General features: G+C 27.2%; 24 protein-coding genes. 7 read left to right on the top strand and 17 right to left on the bottom strand.

What is annotated here, in order from left to right:
* Positions 1 to 508: 508 nt before the first annotated feature.
* Positions 509 to 1,264 (top strand): peptidylprolyl isomerase, encoded by a 756-nt coding sequence (locus tag IC175_RS13865; RefSeq protein ID WP_227434332.1) that lies wholly within the window; start codon positions 509 to 511, stop codon positions 1,262 to 1,264.
* A 148-nt stretch (positions 1,265 to 1,412) separates the two neighbouring features.
* On the opposite strand, the gene IC175_RS13860 is transcribed toward IC175_RS13865, so the two are convergent.
* The 3 genes from IC175_RS13860 to IC175_RS13850 form a co-directional block, all read right to left on the bottom strand.
* Entirely contained in the window at positions 1,413 to 1,841 is a 429-nt protein-coding gene (locus IC175_RS13860) for a CBS domain-containing protein (RefSeq protein ID WP_227434263.1), read from the bottom strand.
* 422 nt (positions 1,842 to 2,263) lie between these two features.
* Positions 2,264 to 2,464, bottom strand: a complete 201-nt coding sequence (locus IC175_RS13855) for a cold-shock protein (RefSeq protein WP_227434262.1) — start codon at positions 2,462 to 2,464, stop codon at positions 2,264 to 2,266.
* Positions 2,465 to 2,646: 182 nt separating this feature from the next.
* Positions 2,647 to 3,801: an amidase domain-containing protein gene (locus IC175_RS13850; protein WP_227434261.1), complete on the bottom strand. Its 1,155-nt coding sequence runs from the start codon at positions 3,799 to 3,801 to the stop codon at positions 2,647 to 2,649.
* A 250-nt stretch (positions 3,802 to 4,051) separates the two neighbouring features.
* On the opposite strand from IC175_RS13850, the gene IC175_RS13845 reads away from it, so the two are divergent.
* The gene (locus IC175_RS13845; protein ID WP_227851629.1) at positions 4,052 to 4,873 is read left to right on the top strand and encodes a pyridoxamine kinase; all 822 of its coding nucleotides are present in this window, start codon (positions 4,052 to 4,054) and stop codon (positions 4,871 to 4,873) included.
* Positions 4,874 to 4,953: 80 nt separating this feature from the next.
* On the opposite strand, the gene IC175_RS13840 is transcribed toward IC175_RS13845, so the two are convergent.
* From IC175_RS13840 to IC175_RS13805, 8 genes are all read right to left on the bottom strand, one after another.
* Positions 4,954 to 6,345, bottom strand: coding sequence for a sensor histidine kinase (locus IC175_RS13840; RefSeq protein WP_227851628.1), 1,392 nt, complete (start codon positions 6,343 to 6,345; stop codon positions 4,954 to 4,956).
* A gap of 132 nt (positions 6,346 to 6,477) precedes the next feature.
* Complete coding sequence (locus IC175_RS13835; RefSeq protein WP_227851627.1) at positions 6,478 to 7,233, bottom strand: lantibiotic immunity ABC transporter MutG family permease subunit; 756 nt, start codon at positions 7,231 to 7,233, stop codon at positions 6,478 to 6,480.
* A 1-nt stretch (position 7,234) separates the two neighbouring features.
* Positions 7,235 to 7,954 carry a lantibiotic immunity ABC transporter MutE/EpiE family permease subunit gene (locus IC175_RS13830; RefSeq protein WP_227482264.1) on the bottom strand — a complete coding sequence of 240 codons (720 nt, stop codon included), beginning with the start codon at positions 7,952 to 7,954 and terminating at the stop codon, positions 7,235 to 7,237.
* Between the two features lies 1 nt (position 7,955).
* Positions 7,956 to 8,663 (bottom strand): lantibiotic protection ABC transporter ATP-binding protein, encoded by a 708-nt coding sequence (locus IC175_RS13825; RefSeq protein ID WP_227434256.1) that lies wholly within the window; start codon positions 8,661 to 8,663, stop codon positions 7,956 to 7,958.
* A 126-nt stretch (positions 8,664 to 8,789) separates the two neighbouring features.
* Entirely contained in the window at positions 8,790 to 9,320 is a 531-nt protein-coding gene (locus IC175_RS13820; protein ID WP_227823670.1) for a hypothetical protein, read from the bottom strand.
* 101 nt (positions 9,321 to 9,421) lie between these two features.
* Positions 9,422 to 10,495, bottom strand: a complete 1,074-nt coding sequence (locus IC175_RS13815) for a DUF4097 family beta strand repeat-containing protein (protein WP_227434254.1) — start codon at positions 10,493 to 10,495, stop codon at positions 9,422 to 9,424.
* Entirely contained in the window at positions 10,488 to 11,417 is a 930-nt protein-coding gene (locus tag IC175_RS13810) for a DUF1700 domain-containing protein (protein ID WP_227482261.1), read from the bottom strand. Before IC175_RS13810 ends, IC175_RS13815 begins: the two co-directional genes overlap by 8 nt.
* Positions 11,404 to 11,736, bottom strand: a complete 333-nt coding sequence (locus IC175_RS13805) for a PadR family transcriptional regulator (protein ID WP_009889116.1) — start codon at positions 11,734 to 11,736, stop codon at positions 11,404 to 11,406. The genes IC175_RS13810 and IC175_RS13805 overlap by 14 nt, the downstream gene beginning before the upstream one ends.
* A 189-nt stretch (positions 11,737 to 11,925) precedes the next feature.
* Here IC175_RS13805 and IC175_RS13800 point away from each other — a divergent pair, with 189 nt between their 5' ends.
* Entirely contained in the window at positions 11,926 to 13,050 is a 1,125-nt protein-coding gene (locus tag IC175_RS13800) for an MGDG synthase family glycosyltransferase (protein WP_227851626.1), read from the top strand.
* Positions 13,051 to 13,200: 150 nt separating this feature from the next.
* Here IC175_RS13800 and IC175_RS13795 read toward each other — a convergent pair whose 3' ends face one another.
* Complete coding sequence (locus IC175_RS13795) at positions 13,201 to 15,099, bottom strand: glutamine synthetase (protein WP_227434251.1); 1,899 nt, start codon at positions 15,097 to 15,099, stop codon at positions 13,201 to 13,203.
* A 313-nt stretch (positions 15,100 to 15,412) separates the two neighbouring features.
* Here IC175_RS13795 and IC175_RS13790 point away from each other — a divergent pair, with 313 nt between their 5' ends.
* On the top strand, positions 15,413 to 16,189 hold the full coding sequence (locus IC175_RS13790) for a 3'-5' exonuclease (RefSeq protein WP_227434250.1): 777 nt from the start codon (positions 15,413 to 15,415) through the stop codon (positions 16,187 to 16,189).
* Positions 16,190 to 16,281: 92 nt separating this feature from the next.
* Here IC175_RS13790 and IC175_RS13785 read toward each other — a convergent pair whose 3' ends face one another.
* A complete protein-coding gene (locus tag IC175_RS13785) occupies positions 16,282 to 17,034 on the bottom strand; it encodes an exodeoxyribonuclease III (RefSeq protein ID WP_227482259.1) in 753 nt (250 codons plus the stop codon).
* Positions 17,035 to 17,169: 135 nt separating this feature from the next.
* Entirely contained in the window at positions 17,170 to 18,120 is a 951-nt protein-coding gene (gene galT / locus IC175_RS13780) for a galactose-1-phosphate uridylyltransferase (RefSeq protein WP_227434248.1), read from the bottom strand.
* 374 nt (positions 18,121 to 18,494) lie between these two features.
* On the opposite strand from galT, the gene IC175_RS13775 reads away from it, so the two are divergent.
* Entirely contained in the window at positions 18,495 to 19,691 is a 1,197-nt protein-coding gene (locus IC175_RS13775; protein WP_227434247.1) for a pyridoxal phosphate-dependent aminotransferase, read from the top strand.
* Positions 19,692 to 19,778: 87 nt separating this feature from the next.
* On the opposite strand, the gene IC175_RS13770 is transcribed toward IC175_RS13775, so the two are convergent.
* The 3 genes from IC175_RS13770 to IC175_RS13760 form a co-directional block, all read right to left on the bottom strand.
* Entirely contained in the window at positions 19,779 to 20,231 is a 453-nt protein-coding gene (locus tag IC175_RS13770) for a MarR family winged helix-turn-helix transcriptional regulator (RefSeq protein ID WP_227434246.1), read from the bottom strand.
* Positions 20,232 to 20,540: 309 nt separating this feature from the next.
* Entirely contained in the window at positions 20,541 to 21,986 is a 1,446-nt protein-coding gene (purB, locus tag IC175_RS13765) for an adenylosuccinate lyase (protein ID WP_227823668.1), read from the bottom strand.
* Between the two features lie 140 nt (positions 21,987 to 22,126).
* Positions 22,127 to 23,038, bottom strand: coding sequence for a tyrosine-type recombinase/integrase (locus tag IC175_RS13760; RefSeq protein WP_227434244.1), 912 nt, complete (start codon positions 23,036 to 23,038; stop codon positions 22,127 to 22,129).
* Between the two features lie 255 nt (positions 23,039 to 23,293).
* On the opposite strand from IC175_RS13760, the gene IC175_RS13755 reads away from it, so the two are divergent.
* Complete coding sequence (locus IC175_RS13755; RefSeq protein ID WP_227434243.1) at positions 23,294 to 24,118, top strand: undecaprenyl-diphosphate phosphatase; 825 nt, start codon at positions 23,294 to 23,296, stop codon at positions 24,116 to 24,118.
* Between the two features lie 39 nt (positions 24,119 to 24,157).
* Positions 24,158 to 24,688 carry a signal peptidase I gene (lepB, locus tag IC175_RS13750; RefSeq protein ID WP_227434242.1) on the top strand — a complete coding sequence of 177 codons (531 nt, stop codon included), beginning with the start codon at positions 24,158 to 24,160 and terminating at the stop codon, positions 24,686 to 24,688.
* Positions 24,689 to 24,741 lie beyond the last annotated feature (53 nt).

The raw sequence follows: 24,741 nt of genomic DNA, 5'->3' as shown, positions 1-24,741 counted from the left end.
TTAGCACTATTTTTTTGGCCAATTATGTGGTATAAGTGGATAGTAATTTCAAATGGTACTCTTGAAAATACATTATTTACTGCTTATACAATTGTTGCAATTATTTACATCATTTTATACTCAATATTTATAATAAAATATAAAGACATTACACAAATAGATTTCTTTTACAGGATAAGCACTTTACTTGCATTTATATTTACTCTTTTTAGTTTCTTGATATATCCAAAGAGTTTATTTTTCTTGTATCTAAAGATAGTTTTTACTGGAATATATTTTTATTATTCAATAGTAAAAACACTTAAATTTAAACATGAAGAAGGAATAGTGGGAATTATGGCCTCAATTCTATTGATTGTAATCACCTTGTTCTATTAAATCTAAGTCTATTTGACTTAATATGACTTTAAATGTTAGACATATACATCGTTTTCTGATATTATTTAAGTTGGTAGCTTTATATTAATAATGAAATACACTATAAAAGGAGTTAACTATTATGGAAAATATGGAAAAAAAAGTTTTAGTAACAGTTGGAGAAAAAGAGATAACTAATATTGATATTGAAAATGCATTAAAATCATTAGATCCTTATCAAGCAATGCAATTTAAAACTGAAGAAGGAAAAAAACATTTATTAAATGATTTAGTAAACCAAGAACTATTCTTCTTAGATGCTAAGGACGAAAAATTAGATGAAGAAGAAGTGTTTAAGTTAGAAATGAAAAAAATAGAAGCAAATGTATTAAAGCAATTTGCTATAAATAAAGTTTTATCTAGTGTTGATGTAACAGAAGATGAAAAAGTAAAATTCTTTGAAGCTAATAAGAGTTCTTTTTCTAAACCAGAAAGTGCAACTGCTAAACATATACTAGTAGATAGTGATGAAAAAGCTAAAGAAATACTTGCTCAAATAAAATCAGAAGAAATATCTTTTGAAGATGCTGCTGTTAAACATTCTTCTTGCCCATCTAAAGATATGGGTGGTGATTTAGGAACATTCGGTAGAGGACAAATGGTTCCTGAGTTTGAAGAAGCTGTATTCTCTATGGCTAAAGGTGAAGTAAGTGAACCAGTTAAAACTCAATTTGGATACCATATAATAAAGTTAGAAGACCTTCAAGAAAGTACAGAATCTACATTTGATGAAGTTAAAGATGAAGTTGAAAAAAGTTTATTATACCAAAAACAAAATGAAGTTTATGGAAATAAAATAAATTCTCTTAATGCTAAATATGGAAATCTTGTAAAATACAACGACTAATAATAAAACAACAGATAAAAAAGGCTGTCTTATCTATAATTTTTAGAAAAGACAGCTTTTATATTAAAGTTTAAGAATTTAATTTCATATTATTATTCTTTTATTACAAAGAATAGAAGTAGAAACTTGAAAAGTTTCAAAAAATTTTCTAATTATCATCTGCTAAATTTTTATATCCACGTATTATCTCATAACAATAACCTATTACATCTCTTCTTTTTATTATCCCAATAAATGTATCTTGGTCATCTATAACAGGAATAAAATTTTGATTTAAAGATTTTATTACTAAATCTTCAATATCTGCATTGATGGAAACAGGAGAATTATCCATTTTTCTATTTATATCTGTTACTGGAACATCTTCCAATCCTTTTAGGTCCAGATTTAAGTCGTTTTTTAATGTCCATAAAAAATCACCTTCTGTTATAGTTCCAATATATTTACCCTCTTTGCTTATTATTGGAATTGCAGAGTATTTGTGATATTCCATTTTTTCTAGGGCTTGCCTTATAGTGTAGTCTTCATATATATATGCTACTTCACTTTTTGGTGTTAGAAAGAATAATATGTTCATTACACTACCCACCGTTACCGAAAACTTATAAATATTATCCAATATTTATAATGTTACTTTTTTGCAGTAACTTTCTCCTTTCTCATTTTCTAAGTATTTTTTAGATACTATACGCTGTAACAAGCGTTTTTCTTTTAATAGCTTTAAATGTCTATACTTTATTAATATTTTTATATGGTCTATCAGCGTCACTTATTCTTTTTATAGAAAATTAACTAGAGGTTAATTGACTTAAACTTAGCCATAATAATTTTACTCTACACTATTAATTTTAACATATTTATCTTATTATTAATGCCTTTATTTTAATAATTTTAATTTATTTTGCAATTAATTTAGTTTACAAAAAACTGAAAAAACCGCTAAACGATTAGCGGCTTATCTGTCATATTACTAGAATACTAATATATATGAATTTTTAATTATAATCTAACTACGTTAGCAGCTTGAGGACCTTTAGCTCCATCCACTACTTCGAATTCAACACTTTGTCCTTCTTCTAATGATTTGTATCCATCTCCTGTTATAGCTGAGAAATGTACGAAAACATCTCCTTCACCTTCTACAGATATAAATCCAAATCCTTTTTCATTGTTAAACCATTTAACTACACCAGTTTTCATTAATAAATCCTCCTAAAAAAACACAATTATTTAGCTACTCTTTTCTGTAACCTTATTACTACTTTATCATATATAGCTATGTTTGTCAATTATTATTATTTTTATACATTAACAATCATTTTTTTTAATTTATAATATTAAATCATTGTTATCTTTTATACTTTATTTTTCTTTATAAATTTTTAATAGTTTATTTTTATTATATGGAATCTTATAGATTTATCACTCCAACCTAAATCCCATGGCACAAGCATTCTATCAGTATTATGACAGGTTACCAAAGGATATCCTCTTGAATCCAATCCCGTTACAGTCGAAACATGTGTTATTCTACCTTTTTTTTCATATCCTACAAAATCTCCAGGACGTAGATTATAAGCTTCTTTGTAAACATCTTCGTAAGAACCTTTAGCTATTAATGAACCTCTTCCACTATAGAGAGCATAATTTTTAAAAGCTTGCGCATTTACCCATGCTTTTGTTCCTGCTCTTTCACTATAATTCCAGATTGAATTTTTCTTAAACTTTCCACTTTCAAACATTATCTGTGATGCAAAGTTGGCACAATCTCCACCTTCTGGATTATAATCTCTATAATTTGGATTAAACTTCATACCATGTTCTTCATCTGCTGCTGCTCCACAGTATTTATGTGCATAATCTATAGCCTTCTTTTGCTCTTCTGTAAGCTGTAACTCTACAGCATTTTGTTGACCAATATAGCTTCTTATATCATCAGATTTTATATTTTCTAAATTTAAAGAATCTGCAAAAGGGTCTGTATACCACTCTTTAGTTATTACATATTGATTATCTATGATTTTTACATTTAGATAGTGATATGTACCTATTCTAAATACATTTTCTTTGTCCTTTTGATTTTCATATGAGTACTTATACTCAGTTGATACAGAACATATTATGCCATATAAGTCTTTTTCTTTTTCTTTTATTTTTTTAACTTTGACTCTTGTCTTTATGTCTTTAAACTTTACACCTTGTTTACTAGACCAATTTTCTAAATACTTCATCTTTTTTACTTCATTTTCATAAGCCCAAAGACCAAACTTTTTTTCTGTTTCATAAAGACCTTTTAAAATATTTTCATTTTTCTCTAATATTGCCTTATTTCTGTAGTCAAATAAATTTTCAAGCAATAACTTATACTGGTCTTTTACATCATCACCTTCAACAGTAGCAGATTCTATAACTTTTTCTTTCATATTTTTCATACTTAAATCATTAATTAAAAATACACCTGCTGTAGTAGCTAAAGATAAAAATACAAATGCCATTATACCTTTGATGTACTTATTTTTATTTTTCAGTATTTTCAAAGCTACACCTCCCAAATAGTACACCTTACGAATAAATTCACAAAAAAGCTATTATTATATACAATAATTTTCATATTTAATAATTCTCTATCTTATTATGTCCAATATTAAAAATTAATTGTATTGATACACTGTTTTTTTTACAAATTTTTATTTTATAATCTACTTTTTTCTTTTTTTTATAGTAATATATATGTATATAAATATTTTGATATCATTATGATTAATACATACTAATGGAGGGTTTTTTATGCAAAAAAAAGTCGCAGCAATTAATGACTTATCTGGAATAGGAAAATGTTCATTATCAGTTGCTATACCTATACTTTCAGCATTAAAGGTTCAATGTTGTCCATTTCCAACAGCTATACTTTCAAGTCAAACTGGTTATCCTGAGTTTACATTTTTAGATTGCACTGATGAGATGGTAAAATATTCAACTGTTTGGAAAAATTTAAAAGTCAACTTTGATAGTATATATAGTGGTTTTTTAGGTTCAAAACATCAAATTGAAATAGTGGCAAACTTTATAAATGATTATCCAAATGCTTTTATCGTAGTTGACCCTGTAATGGGCGATAATGGAATTATGTATCCAATCTTTACAGAAGAAATGAGACATGAAATTAAAGAATTAGTTAGACATTCAGATTTAACTACTCCTAATTTAACAGAAGCTTGTTTTTTAACTGGAAATGACTATACAAAAAAGGATTATAATAGAGATGAACTTATAAATATTGCAAAGTCTGTATCTTCTTTAGGACCTAGTAAAGTTGTAATCACAGGTATATTAGAAGATGATAATATATTAAATTTAGCTTATGATAGAGATACTGACCATATATTCTTTACTTCTGTTAAATACAATAACTGTTCTTATAGTGGAACTGGAGATATATTTACATCTATACTTTGTGGTATGTTAGTGAATAACCATGACTTAGGAATAGCTGTTAATACTGCAACAGATTTTATATATAAAACGATAAATTATACGTCTCAATTTAACACTGATAGAAATGATGGAGTGATGTTCGAAAACTTTTTATCAGATTTAATTAATATATAAAATTAACCACAAAAATTATCCATTTTACAAATACCTACCAAGTATATAAAATTTAGGTATTTATAAAATGGATATAATTATTAAATTATTGGTATTTCAATTGTTATCATTGCTCCACTAGTTTTTATAGAATTTTCAACATTTAAATTACCATTATGTTTTTGTATAATAGTATTTGCAATGTATAGACCCATACCATAATGAGATTTAGAGTTCCTACTCGAATCGCCTGTATAAAACTGTTCTGTAGCTTTTGATAAATCTTCCTTAGAAAAACCTCTTCCACAATCTGTAATTACAAATTTTAAATATCTTTGATTTACTAATACATCAAAATATAACTTACTTTGATTTGTTGAATAATCAATAGCATTTGAAATTATATTCATAATAGCTCTAAATAATAATTCTCTATCTATTGTTATATTCTTAGGTAAATCATCTTGCTTATAAAATTCCACATCTAAACTTTTTGTACTGGCCAGTGCTTCTATTTGCACCAAAACATCCTCTATAAATTTATCAATATTAATACTTTCTTTATTAATTGTATAACCTTTATCTGCTTTAGATATGTATATTAGAGTGTTAATATATTTTTCTATCTGAGTAACACCATTTGCTATATATTCCATATATTCTGATAGCTCAGGATTGTCATTTATTTCAATCAATAAGTCCGCATTTCCATGTATAATGGTTAATGGGGTCTTTATATCATGTGCTAATGCAGATATCTGTTCTTTTCGAGTTTCTTCCAGTCTCCACTGCTTTTCTAGAGAATCTTTTAATGCTAGCTTCATTTTTTCTATAGAAAAGAGAACATTATCAATTTCATAAATATCACTAGATTCTATTGTAAAATCTAAATCTTGCTGTTGTATTTTTTCTGTAGCATTTTTCAAAAGGTCCATTTTTGCATTAATTTTTTTACCAAAAGATTTTGATAGTATAACCACTTCAATAAAAAATGCTACAACAAAAATAATTATCCCTAATACTTCTGGCTTTGGCAAATATTTTCTTAAAGCTGGAGAATTGAATTCTGATACTATATCATATCTTATTATACATACTTCATTTTGTCTAAAAAGTTTTATATAATTGTCTGACGAATGTCCACTTTTTACTTCAATACCTTTCATTAAATTCCAGGTTTTTTTTGCTTCTTTATTATTAAAAGTTCCCGAAGTCAATTTACCATCTAAAGTGTAGATTCCATAGTCACAAAAATCTGGTATTATATCTTTAGTTACTTTTTCACTTGAAATAATTTCATCTTTATATTTGTAGATTTGCTTTTCTGTATAATTGGATGGCAACACTACTCCTAATGATAATAACACAGAAAACAAAAATACTAAAAGAACTCCCAAAGTAATTGTTGTAACAAAGAATACAGACAAATATCTTACAAAAATAGTTCTTAACTTTACAACTTTTTTATTATTAGAATTTTTTTTCCGAAACATTCGTATCATATCCTCCAAACAGTTTAATTAACACCTAAGCAACTGTATATCTGATTATTTTTATCTCTTTTCTGTTATCAAATTATACTATAATATAATAATACAAATAATCTAAATAAACAATTAATTATTTTATTCTTCAGATTTCTTACCTTCCCATTTAGAAAACCAAATACATAAAATTACAAATGTAAAAATAGTTGCAAAGCCACAAATTAAACCTATTGACTGGAACTCTTGAATTGATTCAATTTCTTTAGAACTTGAAAAAGATGCCCAAACACTTACAAATCTAACACCCCATGCACAAGGAATATACTGCCATATACCATCTCCTAGTCCAGTTAGTAATAGTGCTGAAAGTAAAGTCTCCACTATACCTACCCCAATTGATGCTCCTTTTCCAAATCTCAAACTTAAGAATAAATGTAATATATATTCAAATAGATTACTTCCTGCTAAAATTAAAATTGAAATCATATAAAAACTTAGTGTAAAATGATTATTATTAAAAATAGTATCTATACCAAATTCAAAACCTAACACAGAAACTAATGTTGCTCCAAAACCAAGGCATATTAAAATTACATATTTACTTATAATTGTAAGGTATTTTGGATTAGATGATGTTAGTATATGCTTATAATTTCCTGAGTAATATTCTTGTTCAACGCACATTGAACACATAATACTTGATAATAAAGGAAAAGCTATAGCTATAACTTGTAAATATGCTACTATCTTTGATATACTATCATAACCTGAAATATTGTAATATCCTAAAAATAAGCCTATTCCTACTAATGCAATACAAAAGTGTATTAGTACTATGTAAGTTCTTTTTAGTTTTATCAAGTCAGAATTAAATAGTCTTATTAGTTGTGCCATATTATTTCACCTCTCTATTTTTAAACCAAGCACTTGTAGCTAAAGTAAATAATATAAATAAAGCAATAGATATTAATATACCTGGTAAAATGACATTAGGGCTTAAAAGTTCATTTCCTTCTGGTACAGGAAGTCCATTTGGTAAAATATGCAATATTGCAGCCATTAATCTTGATGGAATTGAATATGGAAATAAGCACCATGAACTTGTAGTTGAAAAAACAGCTACTCCAAATACAGTGAAAAACATATTTATTAAAACTGTAATAAACAAACCAAATTTTGAGGCTAAAAACATACAAAGTGGAATTTGCCACATAAATAGTAAGATAAGTACTATAGTTCCAATAATATTTTGATTTATTAAAATAGTTTTCTTATAAACTACTCCAATAAAAACTATCCCTATCATGAAAATAATTGAAGATATACAAAGTATAATGGTACAATAAAGTATTTTTCCAGTCCAGATATTTTTTTTGTCAACTGGCAATGACAATACACCTCGATACTTCTTTTTTTCATCTTTTTGTACTACTAAAGAACAAATCAAAGTTATTGCTCCTGGAAGAAACATAGTATACCACCAATTGTAAGCACCATTTTGTCCTCCACCTAGTCCAAAGCAGATAAGTATAGAAAATATTGGGGCTATCCAAGACAATCTCATTCCAAAAGTTCCTTTCATCTTTAGGAATTCTGCTCTAACAAATCTTTCCATGTTACTTACCTCTCTTTCTATTTTCAGCTACAACTTTCATAAAAAGTTCTTCTAAATTTTGTTCCCTTGATACTTCTCCTTGATACCCTATTACTCCATTAGAAATTATTCCAATTTCATCTACAACTTGCTCAACCTCAGATAAAATATGACTTGATAAAATAACTGTAATTCCTTGTTTTGGAAAAGAACGAATCAGTTCTCTAAGTTCCTCAATTCCAATAGGGTCAAGTCCATTTGTAGGCTCATCTAAGATTAAAAGTTTTGGGTGATTTAATAATGCAATAGCAATACCAAGACGTTGCTTCATACCCAGAGAAAACTGACCTGAACGCTTTTTAAAAGTATCTCTTAAATCAACAATCCCTAAAACTTCTTCAATGCGAGAGTCGTGAAGACCAAGTAATGTAGTATGAACTTTTAAATTTTCTCTTGCTGTTAAATTCTCATATATAGCAGGTGATTCAATAAGAGACCCAATGTTTGCTAAATCTTTTCTAGTCCATCTATGACCTTCAAATAATATCTTCCCAGAAGTGGGGTTTAAGATTCCTGTTATCATTTTTAATAAAGTGGATTTCCCAGCTCCATTCGGTCCTAATAATCCATAAATAGAATTATGTTTAATTGCAATTGAAATATTATCAACTGCAACCTGCTCCTTAAACTTTTTAGAAACTCCTTTTACTTCCAAAATATAATTACTCATAATTTTCATCCTTTCTTTTGTCAAACTTATTTACAAGAATCATTCTAAATCATAAATATAAGGATTTTATAAGAATTAAAAAATTATAAAAAAAATGATGTGCTTTTAAATAAAACACATCATTTCTTATGTTAACTCTATTAATTCTCCATTGTAGTATATCTCTACTTCTTCAATCCAAATACTATTATCATCTTCTTGAATGACATTTTTGATAATATTATTTATAGTATATATTATATTTTGTTCATTTAAATAATCATCTTTCCAAGAAACTCTCCCCTTTTCATCAGGTTCAACTAAGTTTATCTTAACTAGACTATCTTTTTCCTGAACTTCTACTTCCATATCTAAACCATTAAAATACTCATGTGATAAAGTATCTAAGATTAACTGTAGTTTTTCTTTTAATGTACTTTCTTCATCTATTTGTAAGTATTTTACTATCTTTTCATCCTTTGAAACTATCTCTATAGGTATTTTAGCTGTTCTTCTAGGATTAATTGTATCAGTTTCTTCTTTGATATCTTCACCTTTCTTTACAACTGCAGAATCTCTAGAATCAACCAATTCTACTTTGTCAACTTTATAATCCATACATGCTGTACTCAATAAAGTAGTAGCAATTATTAAAAAACTTACTGCTATTTTATTCATAAGTATCCCTCTCCCAATTCTATTTCGATACTTATTATACCATAGTATAGACTATATTTTTATACTTTTAGGTCAATTTATTAATTATAGTAATGAATTATTTACATTTCTAATTTATTTGAATTTATTTTTATAGTATACTCTTGTTCTAAATTCGACAAGTTTTCATTTAAAAGCCCTTTTATTTCTCTTATATTTTTATATGCGTTATGATTTTCTTCACTGTGTTCATATTCAATTGAACTATCATTGTATTCTTCTGACTCATCATTAATTTCTTCTATTCTTTCTTTAGATTTTATATCGCAATTAAACTTATACTTATTTACTGGTAGACTAAGACTTACTTTAGAATTTGGAACCTCTATATCTAAATTTTTAGCAATTGGAAAATCACAATATATGCTAAAGTTGTTATCGTAATGTGAATTTCTACCTATTTTTTCTTTTATATTTATATTTTCAGGTATATATTGTTCTACATTATTGACAAATATGTCTTCATATTCTGAAGATATATCTAATGATTCTGTTTCTATATTTACGTTTTTAACACCTAAGACTGATTTTGTAGATAATTCAAGATTATTGCTAGATATTAAGTTTAATGTATCTAGCTTATTTATATTATTTTCAGTTATAACTCTCTCAAATCTTCCATAAGAAGTCTTATATGTTATATTGCTTGAAGCTACATTATCATATACTAATAAAGATGAATCTACACTTGATACATTTATATCTACATTATTTGGTACATAGATTACTATTTCCCTATAATCTCCTGAAAACATATTATTTATAGATGTATTGAATAATTGGTCAAAATTTTTAATTTTTTTAACACGATTTTCATATTTTCTTTCACCTTTTACAACTAATGTCTTATCCTTTAAAGTTACATTATATTTGTAAAATTCATTGTTTCCTCTTGTTGTCACACGTACATCTTCACTTGAATGTCTCTTTATCGTAACATTTATATTGCCAACAGATACATCTAACTTGTCAATATTTACTTTTTCTTGATAAAGTTTATTTTCCTTTTTGAATTCAGCTTCTTTTTCGAGTCCAAAGTTTATTAAGCTTGGCATAACTAAAATCCCTGACCATGTTGTTCCAATTATACCTATTACCAATAAAACAGCAGCAAATATGGCAAGTTTCTTATTCATGTTTATCTTCTCCTTTCTTATCATCTATTTCTTCAAAATCTTTATACATTGCCTCAAAATTTATACTATCATCGTTGTAATTATCAGATTCCTTTATATTCTCTTCTTTTTCTATATTACAATAATCATCATATAAATCTTCATTACTATCTTTATTTAAATCTTTCTCACTTAAAGTATCCTTATTTCTTTTTTCCATCTTTTTATTTGCATTTATATAAATGTTTTTTCTCTTTATCCAATTTATATAACTGCCTAACAATTGTTTACCTAACTTTATAACAAACAGTAAAATTTGCCATGCCAGTATCTCTAAACCTATAAATGCTATAGTCGCAAATATACAAAACATTGTAACATCTGGAACCATTGAAATAAATTTAATCACAAATGGAATTGATATGACAAAAGCAATCAATGTACATACTAACCCAATAGCAACTGAAATAATAGCACATACAAATGCAAATGCTGGAATAATCAATAATAAGGATAAAAATACTAATAAAATCTTTATAGCTTCTCTAGATACTCCTCCGACACCTTCTTCTATACTTGGAGTAAGCTTATCATTTACTCTTTCTTTCGATTTATTGTACTTTTCTTTAGCTTCATCTTTTAAAATAGAATAACCCTTTTTCATATCTAACTTGAATTTACTAAACTTATCATTTAAAATATCTGTGTTTATTATTTTTTCATCTTCAATGTTTTTTTCTTTTGTCTGTAGAATAAGTTCTCTTGCTATAGATTTTGGTGAACCAAGTGATGCTATTATTTCCATATCACTCTTTCCTTCTATAATCCCATCTACAAAATATTCTTCATAATCTCTCAATATATCATTAACTTCGCTCTCAGAAAAATCCTTTTTTAGATAATCCTTTAAAATTTCCAGAAACTCAGTTTTATTCAAGTTCATTACCTCCCTCATCTTCACTTATTAAAATCTCAACAGCTTTTACAAATTCTCTCCACTCTTCCATCAGATTGGATAAGTTTTCTTTTCCTAGTGAAGTTATTCTATAGTATTTTCTAGCAGGACCCTCATTAGATTCTAGTATATACGTTTCAAAATACAAATCTTTTGTCAGTCTTCTTAGAATAGGATATATCGTTCCTTCATTTACATCTATTACTTTGGAAATATTATGTACTATTTCATATCCATACATATCTTTTTTAGATATTAGAGCAAGTACACAAATTTCTAAGACACCCTTTCTAAATTGTGTGTTCATATACTCCATCCTTTCTTTAAATACACAGTATTGTGTTTTACAAGGTACTATGTTAAAACTTCTTATGTTTTTATAATAACACAGTACTATGTTTTACACAATAGTTATTTTTTAATATTATTATTGATTAAATTCTTATGTAAATGTATAATACTCTAATCAGATATATTTTATGAAAGTGGTGATAAATTGTCTAAAACAAAAGAAGATAAAACTATATTAATCTTAACAGCTCAATTTGGTGCTGGTCATATAAGTGCTGCAAAAGCAGTTAAAGAATGTATCATGGAAAAATATAGTAATTACAATGTTGTTATACAAAACTTTATAAATGCAAGTATACCTATGATGAATAAGCCTATGGTGAAGCTTTATGAAAACAATACAAAATATACTCCTGGATTATATAATTATTATTATTATTTTAAGAAATCGTTTGACTCAAGACATGATTTCTCTCATAAATTATATACACCTAAACTTTCTGAGTATATTTCTGATATAAATCCAGATTTGATTATCTCTACATTTCCACTAGCTGCTGCTTGTGTAAATAATTTCAAGATAAAAAACCCTGATATAAATATACCAACATTGACAGTTATCACAGATGTTGTAGACAGTATGGAATGGGTTTTTGAAAATACAGATTTATATTTTGTTCCATCTCCAGAGATAAAAAATAGATTTTTTCAAAAAGGAATAAGTCCAGATTCCATAAAAGTTACTGGTGTTCCTGTAGATAAGAGATTCCAGATTGAAAGTAAAGAACCTTGTTATGGAAAATATAGGCTATTGCTTTTGGGTGGAGGAAGAGGTCTATTTGATATAGATGAGGATTTTATGCATTGGATAGATGACTTCATTGAAGAACATATTAATTCCATAGAGATTACAATAGTTACAGGTAAAAATAAAAAACTATATGATAATTTAACTCATAAAAAACCTCTAAAAAATATAAAAGTACTTGGATTTGTAAATGATATGTACAATCTGATAAAAGAATGTGACTTAATGTTGACTAAACCTGGAGGAGCAACTATATTTGAAGCAATCCAGTCTCAAACTCCAGTACTTGTTAAAATGCCAAAAGTTGGTCAAGAAATTGAAAATGCTAAATTTATAATAGATAAAGGACTTGGAATGATTTATAGTGATGACCTAGACCTAAAAAACATATTTTATAAGTTAGTATCAAATGAGTTTGATTCTATAATAAATTTTATGAAAAAGAATCTAGAAGAGTTTAAAACAGTCATTCATCCAGATGAAATTGCTGATTATATATCAGAATTAATAGATAATCAATAAAATTAATTTTATATTAATTTTATTGTAAAACTTAAAATCCAAAATTAAAGGCAATTGAGTATGGTTTTTACATTTGAGATTTAACTCAAAATGATTTAATCATACTTAATTGCCTTTATAACATCAAAATCAAATTATTACTACTTTATCTTAATATATATTTTTCTTGTATTGCATATATAATTGTTGTATTTCTTCCATGCTTCTCTTTAGTTCTATTTGTAAATCCGAAGCAGTTTGATAATCTTTATTTTCTACAGCCTCTCTTACTCTAGTAAATAGTGATTCTCTAGTTAAAGTATCTTTCATAATATTAAACTTTAAGTCTGATATTGAATTCCAAACTACTTCATCAAGTGCATCCATATTTTCTTTTGTGTGTACTTTTACAATACTTCTTATCTTTTGAATTCCAGCTTCTATTATTCTAGTTTTTAATTTTTTTTGCCACTTATCTATTGCCCCAACTTTAAATGATTCTATTATACTATCAGTAAATACATCACCTTGTTTTAAAGATTTTAATTTAGAAGCATATATTTCTAGGTTTTTCATATTTTCATAAACTGTTGCTGGAGGTGTTCCAAATCTTGCATTTCTTTCTTCTAAATTATAATGTTCAAATACATCATTTTCATCTCTATATGCTCTGTCTTTTTCTAAATAGAAACTTTCTTCTCCCACATTTTTAGATAATTCTTTTTCTAGTTCTTTAGTACTAAGTCCACTCTTAGCTGCTGCTTTTATACCATCTAACATTGTTTGATAACATCCTGCTATTACTAGGTAAGTATTAGATAGAGGACTTGGTGATCTTAATTCAAATCTTACAGTTTTTGGATTCTTTATATCTCTTATTAACCCAACAAGTACCGACCTATTTCTAGATGGCATTTCATAACTATGACCTAAAGATGTAACTATACATACAGGTGCTTCAAATCCAGGAACCAGTCTATTAAATCCATCATTAGAAGCGGTTACAATCGGATTTAATACTTCATAATTATAAAGAAGTCCCATAAGAGCTCCATACCCTAATTCACTTAGATAGTCTTCTTTTAAATCTTTTGGAGCAAATAAGTTTTTGATACTTCCATCTTTTAATTTTGCACTTACTCCTACATGTGTATGACCACCACTTCCTGCAACTCCATGAATTGGCTTTGCTTTAAATGTAACTTCTAATCCATGCGATGTAAATACATCTTCTATAACATCTCTTACTAATAATTCATTATCTGCTGCTTGTAGTGGTGTAGAAAACTTCCAAGAAACCTCTAATTGCTCCATAGCATGGTTTGTTTTTCCATCTATACTTATAGAACTTTGAATTCCCCCAACCTCTTTATGAGCCATTTCAGGGCTTACACCTAGCTTTTGAAGTATTATTAAACTTTGTTCCAGACAAGTTCTTATAATACCATGAGTTCTTTTCCAGTATTGTTCTTTTAAGCTTTGTGATACATATAATTTTTCTAAGTCAGCTTTATCTTCAGGAGTATTAACCCAAAATTCGAGTTCTGTAGCTGCTGTTAACATTATTTCTTCTATATCATCTACTGAGTTTATTCCTATATTGTTTATTACATGTGGATATTCTCTAAATATTTCAAACATAGATTTCTTAAAATATTTATCTGCTTTTTGAAGAATTCCCCTAGAACATACTTTTTTATTATCGTGTATTAGAAATGCAGGTATCTTTAATGTTCCTACAGGCAACCCTACTTCTTCATCTATGTATTCCATATTGTAATCTACATACCAATGACAACTTTTATCTGGCATTAAGTCTACTTTTGCATTATTCAATGTTGCTATATTGTAAAGTTCAACACTTGAACCATCAGTTTGTATAGCTGATTCTAAGAATTTATCTATATCCTCTAAAAATAATTCTACAGGAATTTTTTCATCTGTTGCATTTCCTCCTAAGTCAACTCCCATTAAAGAAACGAACCTTATGTTTTTATTGCTCTCTAGGATTTCTCTTATTTCTTCATTGGTATGCTTATCTTTCTCTATTACATATAATAAACTCTCCATCTTTTCACTCTCCTATGATTTTTGTGTAAATTTTATTTTATTAAATATACAAGATAAAATTCATTTTTCCTTATATTTATGAATTTTTCTTGCAAAATATTCGTGTTTTATTCGTGTTTTTATTTATATTATTATATATCAAGTACAAAAAGTTCGCAATATTTTTTCTTGGAAAAATATTATACATACAATAGTTTAACATTTTTATAAATATGGGGTATACTAAAATAAAAGTATTTTTGTTTAAAAATTTAATTTAGCTTATAATATAATCTATACTAGTAATAATACAAAAATTTAGGAGATAAACTTTATGGAATACATAATTTTCGATTTGGAATTCAACCAAGGATTTGACAAAAAACTCAATAAAACTGTGTCCAATGAAAAATGTCCTTTTGAAATTATACAAATAGGAGCAATTAAACTGGATTCTAAATTTAATATAGTAGATACATTTAATAGCTATATTAAACCTACACTATACAAGGCAATGCACCCTTTTATTAGTCGTATGACCAATATTAAAGACTCTGATTTTAACGATTCACCTACTTTTCCTGAGGTTTACAACAATTTCATAAAATTCATAGCATCACACGACCCTATACTATGTGTTTGGGGGGTTGGAGATTTAAAGGAGTTATACAGAAATATCAATTATCATAAGCTAGCATCAGATATTTTACCTAAGTCTTATATTAATATTCAACAACATGCATCTAAATATTTTAATAATCCAGCAGGAAAAAGTATTGGCTTGAAAAATGCTATTTCTATATTGGAACTTGATGAAAAAATGTCTTATCACAACGCTTTAAATGATGCATATTATACAGCGAAGGTTTTTATTAAGATATATAATCCAAGCATAGTACCTGATATATATGTGTATACAAATATTAAATCTAAATCTATAAAGTATTCTAATAAAAAAAGAGTTGACTATGATAAATTATTTGATGAGTTTAAGAAAATTCTAAATCGTGATTTGACTAAAGATGAGAAAAAAATTATTAATTTAGCTTACAACATGGGAAAAACAAATCAATTTGAATTAGAAAACTCTAAGCAAAGAAAAAATAAGTGAAATTTATTTAGGTTAAAAAAAGGCATGTAGATTAAAAGAATAATTAACTTTAAATTTACATCTACAGCCCAATTTTTATCCTGATTAAACTTCTATCTTATCTCTAATTCTACTGGACAATGGTCTGACCCCAATACCTCAGTATGTATATTTGCACTTGTCAATCTATCTTCTAATTTTTTAGATGCACAAAAATAATCGATTCTCCATCCAGCGTTATTTTTTCTTGCATTAAATCTATATGACCACCAACTATACACTCCTTCTTTATCAGGATTAAAGTATCTATATGTGTCTATAAATCCACTATCTAATAATTTAGAGAACTTTTCTCTTTCTTCTTTTGTAAAACCTGCGTTCTTTGTATTGTTTTTAGGATTTTTTAAGTCTATTTCTTTATGTGCAACATTCATATCTCCACACACTATTACAGGCTTATGATTATCTAATTTAACTAAATAATCTATAAAGTCATCTTCCCATCTAGTTCTATATTCTAATCTCTTTAATTCAGATTGAGAATTTGGCGTATATACAGTAATAAAATAAAAATCTTCAAATTCTAAAGTTATAACTCTACCTTCCTTATCATGTTCTTCTATATTTATTCCATACATTACTTTTAAAGGCTCTTTTTTTGTAAATATAGCAGTACCTGAATAGCCTTTTCGCTCTGCATAATTCCAGTACTGAAAATAACCTGGCAAATCTAACTCTATTTGCCCTTCCTGTAATTTAGTCTCTTGTAAGCAAAATATATCTGCATCAATATCTCTAAAAAAGTCTAAAAATCCTTTCCCAACACACGCTCTTATCCCATTGACATTCCACGATATAAATTTCATATTCCACTCCTCATCTAAATAGTAATTTTCTATTAGTTTTTTTATTTATTTTTCTATTTGTTTTTATTTTAACATTAATATACTATAAATTTATTTTAAAATCATTATTTCTTTAATACCTAAAAGATACATACTTTAATCAAATTTTAATTTTTTTGTTAATTCTTCAGGATTCATTGAAGAAACATACATATTTGTTCCAAGTTCAAATCCTCCAAGGTTATACTTTCTTGGTATTATGTGCATATGGACATTAAAGTATGATTTTGTTTCAATTTTTGTTGGATGAGTATGGATACATAAGTTAAATGGCATATACCCATTTATATTATATAATTTTTTAAATAACTTTTCGAATATCATAGAAATCTCTTTTACATTATTATCTGTTAATTCATCAAACTTTATGTTGTCTTTAAATATTACTCTTACTTCTCCACTGTACTTAGTTGCATATGGTATAATCACTAAAAAAGCGTCTCCATTATAAACCACTCTTTTATTTAAACTTATTTCATTTTCTACCAAGTCATTATACAAAGAGCTTTTATTACTATCATAATACTCTTTTGAAACCAACAATTCATTTGTAATTTCAGGTGGAATAAAAGACATAGATAGTATTTGAGCATGTGGATGCATCAAAGATGCTCCAGCCTTTCTCAAGAAATTTTTAAAAATACTCACATATTCTACTTTGTCATCTTTCGACAAATCTTTAAATCTATTTCTATACATAAAAAAAACATCTTCAAATTCTTTTTGATTCATATTGTAAAAACTGCTGTTATGTTTATTGCTTTCTATCATTACCTCATGAATACCATATATATCTCTTGCCAAATCATCAATTATAGGAAATTTATTATATATAGATTTTACAAGCCAACCTTCATCACCTTTTATTTCAAATAGTGTATCTGTTGCATAAGCTTCATTTCCCTTACAAAATGGGCATCCTTCATCGTATTCATTCGTTTCTTCTTCATCATTTGGTACATCAATTGTATCTAATGGTCTTTTCAGCCTATCAGTAGCAAATATAACAACATCATTAGTAATTGGATCTATTCTTAATTCTCTCATAATTAACACCTCTTAGTTAATAGCCTTTAATATAATTATATGATATTTATTGTATCTGTTAAATAAATTTATAATATTTTTTATAATTTTACATATTTAGTATTAGGTATTTTAATTTTCTAATACAAAAAAATTATAACTAATATATCCATATATTATCATACTATAAATAAGTTTATGTACATATAATTTATTAGTATAAATACAAGTGTTTCACTGTAATTTGTTAAAAGTTTATTTTAAAGCTATATTAATTTTTTTTGATGATTTTTACTTATAAGTATGTTATTATTATCTTGTAAAGATGTCTTGTATTCCAATATACAATTTACATAATACAATATACGTATTTAAATTAAATAGGGGGTATTAAAATGAATTATTCAAACAGAGTTAGTGCAATGCAAGCCTCTCCAATCAGAAAACTTGTTCCATTTGCACAAGCAGCAAAAGATAAAGGAATCAAAGTATATCACTTAAATATAGGTCAACCAGACATAAAAACTCCTCAAGGGTTTTTTGATGCTGTTAAAAACTTTGATAGCGAAGTTTTAGAATATGCTACTTCTGAAGGTATTCCAGAATTATTAGAAGCACTTCAAAATTACTACAAAACTTACAACATGGATTTTGAAAAAGATGAATTATTAGTGACTAATGGTGGTAGTGAAGCTTTACTTTTCACTATGATGGCTGTTTGTGACCCAGGAGATAATTTATTAGTTCCAGAACCATTCTATACTAACTACAATGGATTTGGTCAATGTGTAAACGTGGAAGTTAATGCTGTTACAACAAAAGCAGAAAACGGTTTCCACCTTCCATCAAAAGAAGAAATAGCTTCTAAGGTAGATGATAGAACTAAAGCTATAATTCTTTCTAACCCAGGAAATCCAACTGGTGCAATTTATACAAAAGAAGAACTTAATATCCTAGCTGAAATAGCTAAAGAAAAAAATCTATGGATAATAGCAGACGAAGTTTATAGAGAATTTGTTTATGATGGACTTGAGTATACTAGCTGTGGTAACTTAGAAGGTGTACAAGACAGAGTTATAATAATAGACAGTGTTTCTAAGAGATACAGTGCTTGTGGTGCTAGAATTGGTTCTATCGCTTGTAAAAATAAAGGTCTTATAGCTCAAATACTTAAATTGTGTCAAGGAAGACTTTGTGTTCCTACATTAGAACAAATAGGAGCTGTTGAATTATACAAAACTCCAGCTTCTTACTTCAAAGAGGTTAATGAAGAATACAAAAAAAGAAGAGACGTATTATACAATGAATTAATGAAAGTTGAAGGTGTTATATGTAAAAAACCAACTGGTGCATTCTATATAGTTGCTAAATTACCAGTTGAAAATGCAGAAGATTTCACAATCTGGATGTTAAAAGAGTTCAGTAAAAATAATGAAACTGTTATGGTTTGCCCTGCTGAAGGATTCTATGCTACTCCAGGTTTAGGACGTGACGAAATAAGATTAGCTTACATCCTAAATGAAACTGACCTTCATAGAGCTGCTACATTATTAAAAGAAGGTTTAGAGCAATATGTAGCTTTACACAAATAAATTTTAAAAGTTTACTTTATGTAAATTTTATCAGATAAAAAGTCCCCTTTTCAACCAATATTTGAAAAGGGGATTTTTCATAGTTTTCTATCTAAATTCGTCTTTATTTAATATATATTGAAGAGTATTTATTGCTCCTAGATAGTTCTTTCTATCTTCTTCAGTTAGTCTAGAAAGCTTCTCTTCTAATCCATCACTCAATTTATCCATAAAATCAGAAGCTATCTTATCTCCTTCTTCTGTAATATCAATTAAATACTTTCTTCTATCAACTAAATCTCTTTTTCTTGTTACATATTTCTTTTCTGTTAAATCATCTACCATACTAGTTAGACTGCCTTTTTCTATATTTAATTTAGAGCATAAATCAGTCATGCTTATTACTCCATAATTTCTTATAAATACTAATGCTCTTAATTGTGTTTTATTTACATTATAGTCTGGTGCGAATTTTTTTAGGTCTTCTAAATATAAGCTAGAATAAATCTTCGGAAATGTTTTTACCAAAAAACTTATAGTATCTTTTACTACGTATTTCATACAATCACCTCAGTTGTTTTAAAATTTATTAAATTATCTAACTAACTTATTTCAGTTTACATTAAAAATATTGCAAGTACAATAGTTTTTAAATAATGATTAAATTTAATTAGTAATCTTATTGTTTTTCTTATTTTTAATAATATTTCTCTGATTAAATATTATTTATATAGCTATTTTATTAAATTCATGATATAGTAAATAAGGAAGAACTCTTCACAGCGGTGAAGAGCAGACGCTAGCCCATTAAAATGGCTATCTTATTTATAAATAAGATAGCCATTTTTAATTATATTTTATCTATAAAACTTACACTCTTAAATCCACATCTACTTTTCCTAAATCTTCTTTATAATCTTTTATAGCTGGTTCTACAACTTCATTTACAAATTCTACAACTTGTTCTGGAGCTCTACCTATAAAGTTTTTTGGGTCCATTATAGATAATATTTCTTCCTTACTCATTTTAAATGAATCATCATTCATTATAAGCTCAATTAAATTATTATCTTTACCTTCATGTTTAACTCTATAAGCAGCTTTCATAGAATATTCTCTTATTATCTCATGTAATTCCTGTCTATCTCCACCTCTTTTTACAGCTTCCATAAGTATTGTTTCTGTAGCCATAAAAGGAAGTTCTTCATTTACACGTTTATTTATCATATTTTCATATACTACTAACCCATCAGTTACATTTATACCTATTTCAAGTATAGCATCTGCTGCCATAAAAGCTTGAGGTATAGCTAATCTTTTATTGGCTGAGTCATCTAATGTTCTCTCTAACCATTGAGTAGCCTGTACCATTGCAGGGCTTATAGATTCAGATATTATATATTTAGATAAAGAAGCTATTCTTTCACTTCTCATTGGATTTCTTTTATAAGCCATTGCTGATGAACCTATTTGATTTTTTTCAAACGGCTCTTCTAATTCTTTTAGACTTTGTAAAAGTCTTATATCATTAGTCATTTTATGCATACTTTGAGCTATTCCTGATAATACACTTACTACTTGATAGTCCAGTTTTCTAGTGTATGTTTGTCCACTTACTGCATAAGAAGAACTATATCCCATTTTGTTACAGATTTTCTTATCTAACTCTTTTACTTTTTCATGGTCTCCTTCAAATAAACTTAAAAAACTTGCTTGAGTCCCAGTAGTCCCCTTAACTCCTCTTAATTTCATATTGTCTATTCTATAATTTAAGTCTTCTAAATCAAGAATTAAATCTTGAGCCCACAAACAAGCTCTTTTCCCTACTGTTGTAAGTTGTGCTGCTTGAAAGTGCGTAAAACCAAGAGCTGGCATATCCTTATACTTAAGTGCAAATTCTTTTAAGTTATTTATTAAATTTACAAGCTTTACTCTTAAAAGTTTTAGTGCTTCATTCATTTGTACAACGTCTGTATTATCTCCAACATAAGCAGATGTTGCTCCTAAATGAATGATTCCTTTAGCTTTTTCACATTGTAAACCATACGCTTTTACATGAGACATTACATCATGTCTTACTTCTTTTTCTATTTTTCTAGCTTCATCAAAATTTATATTATCTATATTAGCTCTTAACTCATCTAATTGTTCTTCAGTTATATTGATTCCTAACTCATGCTCACCTTCAGCAAGAGCAACCCATAATCTTCTCCATGTAGAAAATTTAAATTGTGGAGAAAATATATAACTCATATCTTTACTACAGTATCTATCTGTAAGCGGATTTGAGTACATAGTATATTTGTTATCTATCATTATATTAGCACCTTCCTTAAATCTTTTGTTGTATAGTTATTATGTACATATTAGTACATAAATAATTATATATAATTTTACGAACTATAACAAGGCTTTTTTATTTTTTGTTCATATTTATATAGATTATTTTTTATGTGCTAATATTTTTTATTTATATCTAGATTATCTTTTTCAATTAAATAATCCACAATCTCACTATCAACAAAATTCAATACATATTTATACCTAATTGCATAGTATTTATCACTCCAGCCAAGTTGATTTTTTACGTCACTCTCATCTGCCCCAAGTCTTAAACTTATTGCTGCAAATGAATGTCTAAAGTCTCTTGCTGAATATTGAGAAAGTCCTGCTAAATCTAATGCTTTTTTTACTATCAATCTGACATTTCTATCTGTTATAGAATTGCTTTTTTGAGTTGTAAAAATAAAATCATCATTAGGTATTATTACTTCTGGAAGTCCAGAATAGTTTCTGTAGTCTTCTAAAAGCCTAAAAAAGTATGGATGTAACTTTACTACTCTCTCTTTTCTTCCCTTTCCTAGTCTAACATACGAGTTATCGTTTTCATCTACCATAAGGTCTTTCCACTTTAAGCTAACTAATTCATTTAATAAACACCCAGTAGTAACTAGACAGACTATTATCACTCTATCTCTTATATTCAGTTTTGGCAAAATACCTATAAGCTTATTTATTTCCTGTATGCTTAAAACATCATCCTTTGTCTTTATTCTAGTTACTGTTGGTTTTTCTACATGTCTAAATGGATTTATATCTATATATCCTTCTTTTTTTAAGAAGTTGTAAAAACTATGTAAATAACTATATATCTTTTCACAAGTTGATTTTGCATATTTGGTTTGTATATAGTCCACAAAATTTTTACAATCTTCTTTTGTTACATAAATTAATTCCTTTCCTTTTAGAAACTCTTTAAATAACATAACCTTTGATAAATAATCGTGTTTTGTATTTGGGTTTAATTTTGTAGAAAAAACATTAAAAGTTTCATACTCATAATCATCCAATATTTTCGTACTATACATAATAACTCCTTTCCTTTTCATAAAATAAAATAGTTATACTTTTACTATACCATATATTTCCCCCTCATATATACCCCTTATTCAATAGACAAGTTTCAAGTTTATGATTTTAAATTATGAAGGTTTTATGAAAATATCAATCTTCCATTGTGCACTACACAGTACTATGGTATTATAAGTTAGTAAAAGATGGCATATTTTATTAATCTTTGAATAAAATATGCTACTATAAATTTGTATTGGAGGTATTTAAATTTGGAAACATTTAGTTTGCTTGAAGTTTTTAAAGCAGTCATTTTGGGAATAGTTCAAGGAATTACAGAATGGCTACCAGTAAGTAGTACAGGGCATATGATATTAGTTGATGAATTTATAAAATTGAATTTTTCATCTACATTTATAAATACATTTTTAGTTGTAATTCAATTTGGTTCAATATTGGCTGTACTTGTTATATTTTTTAGGAAGTTAAATCCTTTTGATAGTGCAAAAAATACTAAACAAAAAAAAGAAACAGTTCGCTTATGGCTTAAGGTTATAATTGCAGTTATACCATCTGGAGTTATTGGTATACTGTTTGAGGATGATATAGACAGATTATTCTTCAATTCAACAGTAGTTGCAATTGCTCTTATTGTATATGGTATAATAATGATAGGACTTGAAAATAGAAATAAAAGACCAAAATATAAAGATTTTTCTCAAGTTACATATAAACTAGCTCTTTGTATAGGTTTATTCCAATGTCTAGCTCTTATTCCAGGTACATCTAGATCTGGTTCAACTATAATCGGTGCAGTATTACTTGGTACTTCTAGATACGTAGCAGCAGAATTTTCATTCTTCTTAGCTATTCCTACAATGCTTGGAGCTAGTGCATTAAAACTTTTAAAAGCTGGGTTTGGATTTACTGGATTTGAATGGCTTATTTTAGGTGTTGGCTCTGTAGTAGCTTTTATAGTTTCAATCGTAGTTATTAAGTTTTTTATGGATTATATCAAAAAACACGATTTCAAAGTCTTTGGCTATTATAGAATAATTTTGGGTATAGTTGTTCTTGGTTATTTCTTTTTATTCTAGAGTATTTTAATTTAATGACAAATGATAAGGAGAAAAATTATGAGTGTTAAAAAGGAAATATTTGATTGGATTAAGTCAATAGCCATGGCTATTGTACTTGCATTTGTAATATTACAATTTATAAGACCTTCTATTGTTAGTGGAGAATCAATGTATCCTACTTTAGATGATAAAGACTATCTAATTTTAAATAGAATATCATATAAAGTTGGTAAACCTGAAAAAGGTGATATTGTAGTTTTTAAAACTAATTTAGTTGATGGAGATACTGGAAAGAAAAAAGATTTAATAAAGAGAGTTATAGCTACTGAAGGTGACAGTATAAAAATATCAAATTCTAAAGTATATGTAAATGGCAAATTACTAACCGAACCATATATACATAATAATTATACTTCTGGAGATATAGACACAGTTGTTCCAGAAGGAAAGTTATTTGCAATGGGTGATAACAGAGAAAATAGTAATGATAGTAGATTCCCAGATGTAGGTATGGTTGATGAAGACGAAATTCTTGGTAAGGTCATGGTAAGGTTATTACCTTTTGATAATATTGGAAAAGTAAGTTAAAAAAATAAGAGACTGAGTTGGTAATATTTATTCTACACAATTCAGTCTCTTTT

Origin of the sequence: Clostridioides sp. ES-S-0123-01 (assembly GCF_020658415.1) — a bacterium.
GTDB lineage: Bacteria > Bacillota > Clostridia > Peptostreptococcales > Peptostreptococcaceae > Clostridioides.
Note: the sequence above shows the minus strand (reverse complement) of the source record. Positions and strands in the feature narration are given on the sequence as shown.